General features: G+C 50.2%; 10 protein-coding genes. 9 read left to right on the top strand and 1 reads right to left on the bottom strand.

The window, feature by feature from the left end:
• The 6 genes from HMPREF9473_RS19475 to HMPREF9473_RS19450 all read left to right on the top strand — a co-directional run.
• The coding region (locus HMPREF9473_RS19475; protein ID WP_006781922.1) for a hypothetical protein at positions 1-1,219 on the top strand (1,219 nt) is incomplete at its 5' end.
• A 197-nt stretch (positions 1,220-1,416) separates the two neighbouring features.
• Positions 1,417-2,901 (top strand): GNAT family N-acetyltransferase, encoded by a 1,485-nt coding sequence (locus HMPREF9473_RS19470; protein WP_034859648.1) that lies wholly within the window; start codon positions 1,417-1,419, stop codon positions 2,899-2,901.
• A gap of 13 nt (positions 2,902-2,914) precedes the next feature.
• Positions 2,915-4,627 carry an ABC transporter ATP-binding protein gene (locus tag HMPREF9473_RS19465; protein ID WP_006781920.1) on the top strand — a complete coding sequence of 571 codons (1,713 nt, stop codon included), beginning with the start codon at positions 2,915-2,917 and terminating at the stop codon, positions 4,625-4,627.
• Positions 4,628-4,630: 3 nt separating this feature from the next.
• Entirely contained in the window at positions 4,631-5,464 is an 834-nt protein-coding gene (locus tag HMPREF9473_RS19460) for an energy-coupling factor transporter transmembrane component T family protein (RefSeq protein WP_006781919.1), read from the top strand.
• A gap of 46 nt (positions 5,465-5,510) precedes the next feature.
• Positions 5,511-6,353, top strand: coding sequence for an SAM hydrolase/SAM-dependent halogenase family protein (locus tag HMPREF9473_RS19455; protein ID WP_006781918.1), 843 nt, complete (start codon positions 5,511-5,513; stop codon positions 6,351-6,353).
• Between the two features lie 87 nt (positions 6,354-6,440).
• Positions 6,441-6,998 carry an ECF-type riboflavin transporter substrate-binding protein gene (locus HMPREF9473_RS19450; RefSeq protein WP_006781917.1) on the top strand — a complete coding sequence of 186 codons (558 nt, stop codon included), beginning with the start codon at positions 6,441-6,443 and terminating at the stop codon, positions 6,996-6,998.
• 109 nt (positions 6,999-7,107) lie between these two features.
• On the opposite strand, the gene HMPREF9473_RS19445 is transcribed toward HMPREF9473_RS19450, so the two are convergent.
• Complete coding sequence (locus tag HMPREF9473_RS19445; RefSeq protein ID WP_006781916.1) at positions 7,108-7,692, bottom strand: LysE family transporter; 585 nt, start codon at positions 7,690-7,692, stop codon at positions 7,108-7,110.
• Between the two features lie 135 nt (positions 7,693-7,827).
• Between HMPREF9473_RS19445 and HMPREF9473_RS19440 the strand changes: the two genes are divergently transcribed.
• The 3 genes from HMPREF9473_RS19440 (at position 7,828) to HMPREF9473_RS19430 (ending at position 10,391) form a co-directional block, all read left to right on the top strand.
• Positions 7,828-8,379 carry a helix-turn-helix domain-containing protein gene (locus HMPREF9473_RS19440; RefSeq protein ID WP_006781915.1) on the top strand — a complete coding sequence of 184 codons (552 nt, stop codon included), beginning with the start codon at positions 7,828-7,830 and terminating at the stop codon, positions 8,377-8,379.
• Positions 8,380-8,491: 112 nt separating this feature from the next.
• Positions 8,492-8,824: a PadR family transcriptional regulator gene (locus tag HMPREF9473_RS19435; protein ID WP_006781914.1), complete on the top strand. Its 333-nt coding sequence runs from the start codon at positions 8,492-8,494 to the stop codon at positions 8,822-8,824.
• Entirely contained in the window at positions 8,817-10,391 is a 1,575-nt protein-coding gene (locus tag HMPREF9473_RS19430) for a permease prefix domain 1-containing protein (RefSeq protein ID WP_175422903.1), read from the top strand. Before HMPREF9473_RS19435 ends, HMPREF9473_RS19430 begins: the two co-directional genes overlap by 8 nt.
• Positions 10,392-10,578: the final 187 nt, after the last annotated feature.

The raw sequence follows: 10,578 nt of genomic DNA, 5'->3' as shown, positions 1-10,578 counted from the left end.
CCGGGATCTCCTTTACTTTGTGGTATTTCTGGCAGTTGAGGGTTTTCTGCTGTTGAGCGATACACTCCGGAGCAGAAAATCGGACGCCTATTACCGGAGCATGGCAGCCACGGGAAAGATTCAAAATGATACCATCGGTATCTGGGAGATCGGCATTCGGCCGGAGGGCGGATATGTCTATGACAATGACAAATATCAAGCGTTTCTGTGGTCTGACTACTGTCACCGGTTTGATATGGGAGACACCCTGTTTTTCTTCGATAAGCATGGAAAACGCTATCTCTTTATCCCAAAGGAGGTCTTCAAAAGCCAGGAGGAAGCCGACCGGTTCTATGGCTATTTTTATCAGATGGGAATCCAGTTTCAGCCCCCGGTGGTCAAATCCGGCTGGAATCCCAAAATGGTGTTAGGAATCGTTCTGCTGGCGCTGGCGGCTGCCGGTCTGGGAGGTGCGATGGTGACTTCCGTGGTCGGAAATGTGTACCGTTCCATAGAGGAAAATGGACCCGCCATTTACCAGGACCCCATGGAGGAGACAGAACCCTTCGTCTTCCACAAGGAGGATTACCCCGATTACATGCCACTGGAGGTTCAGGTGGAGGTATTGAAATCGCTTGGCATCGAGCCCCCCAGTGAGGAAAAAATGGAGCAGTACAAGACCTGGATGGAGGAGGACGATTACTACCGCGCCTATATTGAGGGAACCCCCTATGTGGGCATTCTCGGCGAGATGGGAGTGGGAGACTACGACGAGGAAAAGGAGGAGTATATCTACCACCCGTCCGTATACTGGCTGGATTTTGAGAGCTGGGATATCAGTGAGAACTACATCGACATTTTAAAGGGCTTTCACGCGATGAGCGGCGGAGATTTTGAGCTGACCGACATGAAGGAGGACCTGCAAAATGCCAACTGGGACGAGGGAACCGGCGCGATTCTGGTCCTGTTCCGCTATAACAAAAATGCTTACGCCTTCGAGGCCCGGATGATGTACGACTGGATTGACCCGGATATCATCGGTTTCTTCAACGAGGTTCTGGAGCAGGAGAAGAATCCGAAACGGATTTTTTACATGGACGACGGCGGCCAGGGAGGCATCCTGTTTTATAATACCAGGTCGTGGGCCAATGATTTCTACGGCAGAACTGGGATTAAACTGGAAGCCCTGTCCCGCAGCGGCCCGGAGCCATGGATTCCCACTGTCATTCCGGGAACATGATACCACATAAAATTATTGAGAAAAAAGCGGTTCTGCCTTAAAAATTTTAAGGCGTCCAGCTTTTTTTTCTTTGTCGAAATCTATTGACAAATGGCAGGTAAATGTACTACACTCAACTTGTTGAACAAGTTGTTTCCGCACTGCCAGGTCATACCTTTGGCGGGCGGAAAAGACGTGAAATGGAGAGGGGGAGTGGCATGGTCCTACGATGTGGAGAAGATATGCGGGAAGAGCTTCTGGAATATTTGAGAGGCGAGCCGGTTTACAATACCTTTCTGCTGGCAGATATCAGCAACTTCGGCTTTGATAAGGAGTTTCAGAACGTGTACGCGGAGGTGGAGGAGGATGTGATTCACGGCGTGTACCTGACGTTCTACCAGAATCTGATCCTGTACAGCCGGGAAAGCCGTATCAATCAGGAGTTTTTAAAGGATCTGTTTGCACGCTGGACTCCGGCCGTGGTGATGGGACGGTCCGCGGACGTCAAGCAGGTCACCGAGGTTCTGCCGGGATACCGGCTGGAGGAAAAGCCTCTCTATCTGCTGGAAGATGGCAGTCATCTGGCGGCGGACGATGTAAGGGATGTAAAGGCGGTGCCGGGGGACGAGGACAAGCTCTATGAGTTTCTGATGGAGATTCCCCAGATGCGCACCCTCTACGGTTCCAAGGAAATGATAGGCGACCGGTTGGAAAATGGGGACGGCGTCCATTTCTACCGGGAGGAGAACGGCCGTGTCATCGCCCAGGCCAACAGCGCTGCCAAAAGCGAGAAGACGGTGATGATTGGCGGCGTGGCCACATTGCCGGACAGGCGGGGAGAAGGAATCGCATCCGCCCTTGTCAGCCGCATCAGCCGGGGCATTTTAGAGGAGGGGAAGACCCCCTGCCTGTTTTGTGAGCGGGAGGAGGAGCACAACCTCTATGCCAGACTGGGATTTCGAAAGATTGGCATGTGGGCGACGCTCCAGAAGGTGGAGAAGAAGCTGCCATCCTACATTCCGGTCTACAACCAGCTGTACCAGGATTTGATGGACGGCGTTTACGAGAAGGACAGCCTTCTGCCCAGTGAAAATGCACTGGCCGCCACCTACAAGGTGAGCCGCAACACTCTGCGGCAGGCGCTGGCGATTCTCTGCCAGGACGGCTACATTTACAAGCATCAGGGGAAGGGGACCTACGTCTCCTATGACAGCCACAAGAAAGAGGAGAAAAATCTCTATAATTTTCTGATGGACTGCGCCAAGGAGCCGATTCTCAACGTGACGGCCGACTATAATTTCGGAAAGCCCACGCTGATTGCCAGGGAGAAACTGAAGCTGGAGCCGGAGGAAGAGGTGCTGGCCAGCAACAATGTCTACTGGGGCGAGGAAGGTCCGGTGGGACAGGCATTTTTGCAGATACCGGTCCGTCTGTTGGATGATTTGGGAATTCAGCGGGACTCGGAGGAGGCGCTTGTGCGGTTTATGAATGAGCAGCTGTACCAGCAGGCCGCCACCGGGGAGATGATTATCCAGGCCGCCGGGGCGGATGAGCAGGTGGTCTCATACATGAAGATAGAAGAGGGAACGATGCTGCTCTACATCGAGCAGATTCTGTTTGGAAGGGAAGGACGGCCGTTAGCGCGGGTGAAATACTATTTCCTTCCGGATAAATACAAAGTTGACTGCCGCCTTCAGGCGTGATGGGAGGAAGAACATGGAAGAGACGAAGAGAAAACCGGTGATTCAGTTTGAATCCTTTGGGTTCCAGTATTTCAGCCAGGCGGAGCCCACGCTCCACGACATCAATCTGACCATATATGAAGGAGAGAAGGTCTTAATCGTTGGCCCCAGCGGCAGCGGCAAGAGTACCATCGGAAACTGTCTGAACGGCCTGATCCCCTTTGCCTACAAGGGGGAAATCACCGGAAGTTTGAAAATCAAGGACAAAGAGACCAGGGATATGAACATTTTTGAACTGTCCAAGCTGGTGGGAACCGTGCTTCAGGATGCGGACGGTCAGTTTATCGGCCTGACCGTGGGCGAGGATATCGCCTTTGCTCTGGAAAATGACTGCGTGGACCTGGTTCCCATGCGGGAAAATGTACAGCGGGTGGCCGATTTGGTGGACATGGGGCAGCTGCTAAAGTCTTCCCCGTTTGAACTGTCAGGCGGCCAGAAGCAGAGAGTTTCCTTTGCGGGCGTGCTGGTGGACGATGTGGACATCCTGCTGTTTGACGAGCCGCTGGCGAACTTGGACCCGGCCACGGGAAAGACCGCCATCGACCTGATTGACCAGGTGTGGAAGACATTAAACAAGACGGTTGTCATCATCGAGCACCGTCTGGAGGACGTGTTGTACCGGGATGTGGACAGAATCGTCGTGGTCAGCGATGGAAGAATTGCGGCGGATATGACGCCGGACGAGCTGATTGCGGCCGACATTTTGCCAAAGCTGGGGATTCGGGAGCCGTTATACGCGACGGCATTAAAATATGCCGGGGTCCATGTGACGCCGGAGATTCACCCGGGGCGGATGGAGACGCTGGATATTGACAGCGTGAAGGAACAGATTAAGACCTGGAATCTGGGGCTGAAGGCGGCAGAGAAAGCGGCGGACCGGCCGAAGATTCTGGAGGCGGACCATGTCAGCTTCCAGTACACGAAGAAGCGGAAGATCCTGAAGGATATCAGCTTTGCCATCGAAGAGGGGGAAATGGTTAGCATTGTGGGCACCAACGGAGCCGGCAAGAGCACGCTGGCGAAATTAATCTGCGGCTTCATCACCGAGGATGAGGGCAGAATCCTGTTTGAGGGGGAGGACTTGAAGGGGAAGACCATCAAGGAGCGCTCCGACAAGATTGGATTCGTGATGCAGAACCCCAACCAGATGATATGCAAACCCATGATCTATGACGAGGTGGCGCTGGGGCTTCACATCCGGGGCGTGGAGGAATCCGAGGTGGAGCGGAGAGTGGACAAGGCGCTCCAGATATGCGGCCTGTCACCCTTTAAGAAATGGCCGATCTCCGCATTGAGCTACGGCCAGAAGAAGCGTGTGACCATCGCGTCGGTGCTGGCGCTGGAGCCGAAGGTGTTAATCCTGGATGAGCCGACGGCCGGGCAGGACTACCATCATTACACGGAGATTATGGAGTTTTTGAAGAGTCTGAACAGCCAGGGCGTGACCATTCTCATGATTACTCACGACATGCATTTGATGTTAGAATACACGCCCCATGCCATCGTCATTTCCGACGGGCAGAAGCTGGGAGACTCCACGGCGGCGGATATTCTGACCAACGAAGAGATTGCCGAGAAGGCGAACTTAAAAATCACCTCTCTGTATGAGCTGGCGGTGAAATGTGAGATTGAGGATCCGGCCAGATTCGTGCAGAACTTTATTGATTACGAGAGGGGGCTGCGGTAAGGGATGAAGAGTAAATTATTTGACTATATTGACCGTGATAATTTTATCTATAACCTGTCGGGACTGACGAAGCTGGTGTGCTTTATCTGCATGACATTTTCGGTTATGTTTTCCTATGACATCCGCTACATCCTGTTTGTGATGGTGCTGTCGGTGATATTTTTCCGGATGTCGGAAATCAGCTTTAAGCAGATTAAGCTGATGACTATCTACGTGATTATCTTTCTGGCGATGAATTTTATTCTGACCTTTATCTTCAGCCCCCAGTACGGCGTGGAGATTTATGGGACGAAGCATGAGATGTTTCATATCGCGGGGCGGTATGTGGTGACCCAGGAGCAGCTGCTCTATCAGGTGACGAAGGTGACCAAGTACGCTTCGGTAGTGCCGCTGGGCATGATATTTCTGCTGACCACCAATCCCAGTGAGTTTGCGGCGTCCATCAACCGGGTGGGGTGCAATTACAAGGCGGCCTATGCATTGTCGCTGACCCTGCGGTATTTCCCGGATATGATTCGCGACTATCAGGATATCGCGCTGGCGCAGCAGAGCCGTGGGCTTGATTTGTCCCGGAAGGAGAAGCTGGGGACCAGGGTGAAAAATGTGATGAACATCTGTGTGCCGTTGATTTTCTCCACCCTTGACCGGATTGAGCTTATCAGCAACGCCATGGATTTGCGGGGATTTGGGAAGAAGAAAAAACGGACCTGGTATGTGGCGAAGCCGCTGTATAAGCAGGACTGGATGGCTATGGGATTTGCGCTGTGCGTGTTCCTCGGCTCCCTGTTTATGACGTTCTTTGTGAACCAGTCCAGATTCTTTAATCCGTTTGTTTAAATTGTTCTAATAAATAAGAAAATATATTATGAAAAGGAGAATTGCTATGAAACCACTTTTAGTTTTTCAAACAGACTTTACCTACAAAGAAGGCGCTGTCAGCTCCATGTACGGAGTTGTTAAATGCGTGGACCGGGAACTGGAGATTATGGACGGAACCCATGAGCTGCCGCAGTTTGATACCTGGAGTGCCAGCTACCGTCTGTATCAGAGCTTACAGTTCTGGCCAGAGGGAACCGTTTATGTGTCTGTGGTAGACCCGGGTGTCGGCACCAAGCGCCGCCCGTGTGTGGCGAAGACCGTGGACGGATATTATATTGTCACTCCGGACAATGGCTCTCTGACTCATGTGAAGAAATTAATCGGCATCGAGGCGGTGAGAGAGATTGATGAGAGTGTCAACCGTCTGAGAGGAAAGGGAACCGAGGGCGTGGCTATTTTCCACGGAAGAGATTTGTTCGGTTACACCGCGGCTCGTCTGGCAAGCGGAATCATTGATTTCGAGGGCGTTGGACCGGAGTATCCGGTGGAGGAGATTGTGGAGCACGAGATTCTGGAACCCCATGCGGAGCCTGGAAAAGTGAGCGGTGTCTTTGAAATCAACGACCCCAACTTCGGCAACCTGTGGACCAACATCCCGTTGAAGACCTTCCAGGAGGCAGGATTTGCATACGGGGATTATGTGACTGTAAAAGTAACCCACGAGGGGGAAGTGGTGTTCGATCAGAAGGTGCTGTTCCATCAGAGCTTTGGCTTTGCCCAGAAGGGTGACCCGATGATTTACAACAATGAGCTGATGAAAGTGGCGATGGCGGTAAGCCAGGGCAGCTTCAGCGACAAGTATTCCCTGTCCTACGGTCCGGACTGGAAAGTAGAATTTACAAAATAATAACTGGAATTACTTGACAAAATATCAGAATGTGAGTAGTCTTAACACAGTAGTTTTATGTTGTACACACATAAGGAGGGTAAAGCTATGAAGAAGTTATTTGAGTTTAAGACCAAGACAATTGTGGCAACAGGTTTGGGAGCAGCGTTATTCACCCTGCTGTTCATGTATGTGAAGATTCCGACCGGTATCCCGGAGACGGATATTCAGACGGCTTACGGCATCGGGGCATTTTTCGGCGCTCTGTTCGGACCGATTGCAGGTGGCCTGATTGCATTTATCGGACATGCACTGTCTGATTCCATTCAGTACGGTTCCGCATGGTGGAGCTGGGTTATCGCCAGCGGCACCAGCTGCTTTTTGATTGGTTTGGTATATCCAAAACTGCATGTGGAGGATGGTGAATTCTCCGGCAAGGACATGATTATGTTCAACGTATATCAGATTATTGCCAACGCCATTGCCTGGATTGTAGTGGCGCCGGTTCTCGACATCGTGATTTACGCCGAGCCAATGAACCTGGTATTTACCCAGGGCGTTGTGGCCGCCATCAGCAACGCGGTTTCCGCAGGTGTGATTGGTACGGTTCTGCTGACACTGTACAGCAAGACACGGTCCAAGAAGGGAAGTCTCTCCAAGGGGTGATTGTGAGAGGGAACGGAAGCATTACCTGTACATAATAAAGCATAAGTAGAACAGGTCAATTACGGAAGAAAGATAACATTCTTTCGTAATTGGCCTGTTTTTGTGTCCTTTAAGAGAGAAACAGTGAAACAGCGCAGTAAACAAGCAGAAGCGCCATCACGGTATTGACCGGTTTCGTGTGTTTCGAGAAGAATTTGCAAAATGCCGCCCCAAACAACGCCCATACAAAAGAGCCGGAGGCGCCGATAAGAGATAACAGCGCGGTGAATCCAATCAATGCCCCGGTGGAGTGATAGACCGGCAAAATATAGAGGGACATCGCCGTAATGGCATAGATGTAAATTTTGGGATTGGCAAACTGCAATATCATGCCGGAGAGAAAGCTGGCTTCTTTCTGGCTGTCGGCGTTTAAATCGGCGGAGCTTTGAAAGACCTTCCACGCAAGATAGAGCATGTAAGCGGCTCCAAGCAGCTGCATGACAATCTTCACTTTGGGCAGAAATGAATAGAGCGTCGCGCTGAACGCAGTGCAGACAGACATTACCGCCGTAAATCCGGCCAGTATGCCAAAATTAAAGCGGACACTCCTTCGAAACCCCAGCCGGATGGCATTGCTCATGGAAAGCAGATTGTTGGCGCCCGGCGTGTAGGCTGTGATAAAACAATAAATGAAAAAATCATAGAAATGGAACATCTGGAATCCTTTCCTTTCTCCTTTACAAGTTCAAGATAAAATAGTATAATGTTACAAAATGAACGATATATTGCACGCGTGTGATATAATGATACAACTTGTGCAATATATTGTCAATAGAGGAGAGTGATTTTTTTGGATACCATGAATCTCATCGTCGCTAAAAATGTAAAACGCCTTCGGGAAGAACATAAACTGAGCATGGAGGAGCTTGCAAAGTTAAGCGGCGTCAGCAAGAGTATGCTGGCGCAGATAGAGCGTGGGGAGGGAAATCCCACACTGTCCACCTTGTGGAAGATTTCCAATGGGATGAAGGTCCCCTTTGACGCCCTGACCGTCCGCCCCAAAAGTCCCTATGAGATAGTCAGAAAGTCAGAAATCCAGCCCCTGCTGGAGGATGACGGGAAGGTAAAAAATTACCCGCTGTTTCCGGATGACGAGAACCGGAGGTTTGCCGTCTATTATCTGGAACTGGACGTGGGAAGCTATTGGGAATCGGAACCGCATTTGAGGGGAACCGCCGAATTTATCACGGTAGCCGCCGGCCGGATTGAGATTTACGCGGACGGCCAGAGATTTGGGGTCGGGAAGGACGAGAGCATCCGGTTTAAAGCCGACACGGTCCATTCCTATAAGAATATTGGAGAGGAAACTGCAATTCTGCATATGATTCTGTTTTACCCGTGATTTGGAAGCTGTTGTAAAATTTAAGAAATAAAACCGTTTACACACCTAGACTACCTATGTATAATAGAGACATAATACCTGGATTATCCAGGCATAGGGAAGGAGGCACTCAATGGATAAACGCTACATGGCGCTGGGGACATCTATGATGGTGTTAAAATTGTTGGAACAGCAGAGTATGTATGGATATCAGATAATCAAGGAACTGGAGTGGCAGAGTCAGCAGGTGTTCTGCTTGCAGGAGGGCACATTATATCCTATTCTTCATGGGCTGGAGCAGCAGGGAGCGGTAACAGGTGTGCAGAAGATTGCGGAAAATGGACGCACGAGAAAATATTATGAGATTACGGAGCATGGGAGAAAAGTGCTTGCGGAAAAGACAGCGGAGTGGCAGGTGTATCAGGATGCCGTCAATCGGGTGATTGGGGGTGAAGTGTTTGGCTGAGAACAGGACGGAATCATTTTTGGAGGAAGTAACGGAACAGATTTCCTATCGACCGCTCCGTCCGGCAATCAGCCGGGAACTGAGGGAGCATATCGAGGACAGAAGGGAAGAGTATGAGAGGGAAGGCATGCGGACAGAGGAAGCGGAAAAACGTGCCGTGGAAGCTATGGGAGATGCCGTATCGATAGGAACGGATTTAAATGCCATCCACCGAGTGCAGCATGCGCCGGCTCTGACAGCGTTAACTTTTGTACTGCTAATGGCCGGTTTTGCTCTGACTGCCTATATGCAGTGGACGCCGGAACAGGAAATGGGCGGGTATCTGTATTATCTTATTGCTCCACTGCTTCTGCTGGTGGTCACCTGGAAGGGGTATCCCTTTCTGGTACGCTGTTGGCGTCCGGTGATGGTGGCAGTCATTCTGATATATCTGGTCCAGGCAGGGATGTTTGGGGTTACCGGTTTTGGCTGGTCTATGCCAGGGAGAGCCGGAGTGGTTTATTTTTCCATACTTATGCTGGCTCCGGTGCTCACAATGATTATATACCGGTTTCGAAAAAGCCAGAAAAAGCTGGTAGTTTTGTTTGCTGCCGTGACAACCCTATGGATAGGGTTGGTAACCTTTAACATACCGTATAGAAACATGACGGCCATGGTTTTATTTCTGTTTAGTATCTGTGGAACCATTTGTTTTTTATTTTATAGGAAGATTCTGCTGTGGAATATGCGGACTCTCATGGCGGTGAGTCTTGGCTGTGCGGCAATGACTGGTGCCGTGTTTGTGACGAGCTCCGGCCAGAGAACACTGTTACAGATATTTTTACATCCGGAGGAAGCGGTTTACAGCACCTGGGATGACGCCTACAACAGTGTTCTGATTCAAAATCTGCTTTCGCGGACCCCGCTTACCCATGGCCTGGAGCTGTCCCCAGAGGAACAGATGAACTATGGGACCGGAGCGTGGTATTTTGCGGATAAAGATGAGCGTCAGATAGGTCTGGATGCCACCAATCTTGACACGGAGGAGAAACTGCGGGAGTTTAGACAGAAATCGGACGCACTTTGGGAGGAAGGGGTTCTGCCCCGATATATTGATTATCAGGAGTCAAACGTGACACTGTGGGATATGCTGCCGCAGCATTACCATAATAATTATGTGATAGCCACAGGTATCTTCCTGTTTGGGTGGATTCCGGGAATGGCGCTGGTGGCAGTGCTGCTTTTATTCTATGTGCTGCTGTTTTCCTGCATTTTAAAAATACGGGGAATTCTGGCCTCGTCTCTGGCTTTTTGCTGTGGGCAGTGTCTGTTGTGGCAGGGAGTCTTTTACCTGCTGGGAAATTTCGGACACCAGTACGGGACATTTCCCAATCTTCCCATGGTTTCGGAAGGGCGGATTAGTATCCTGTTCAATATGTTTCTATTGGGGATGATTTTTTCTGCCTATCGCTATGACAGGGTGATGGGAGTGATGATGGAAGGGGAAAGCACAGCCGGTACCGGAAGCGGAAATAGGAGGAAAATAAAATATTCCATGATATGGGGTCATAAAGGAATTGATATATGATATAGTAATAATTTAATCGAAGCATGGCTAAAGGGCTGTGCTTTTTTTAATAGATTTTTTTCATTAAACGAGAGGTTTTCTGAATTTATAGACAAAAATCGTCACCCCAATTTGTACAAAATGTAGAAAAAAGAAGAATCATCTCCCTTTTTGTTGACATATATAACATACGTGTTAAACTGTTTAC

Origin of the sequence: Hungatella hathewayi WAL-18680 (assembly GCF_000235505.1) — a bacterium.
GTDB lineage: Bacteria > Bacillota > Clostridia > Lachnospirales > Lachnospiraceae > Hungatella_A > Hungatella_A hathewayi_A.
Note: the sequence above shows the minus strand (reverse complement) of the source record. Positions and strands in the feature narration are given on the sequence as shown.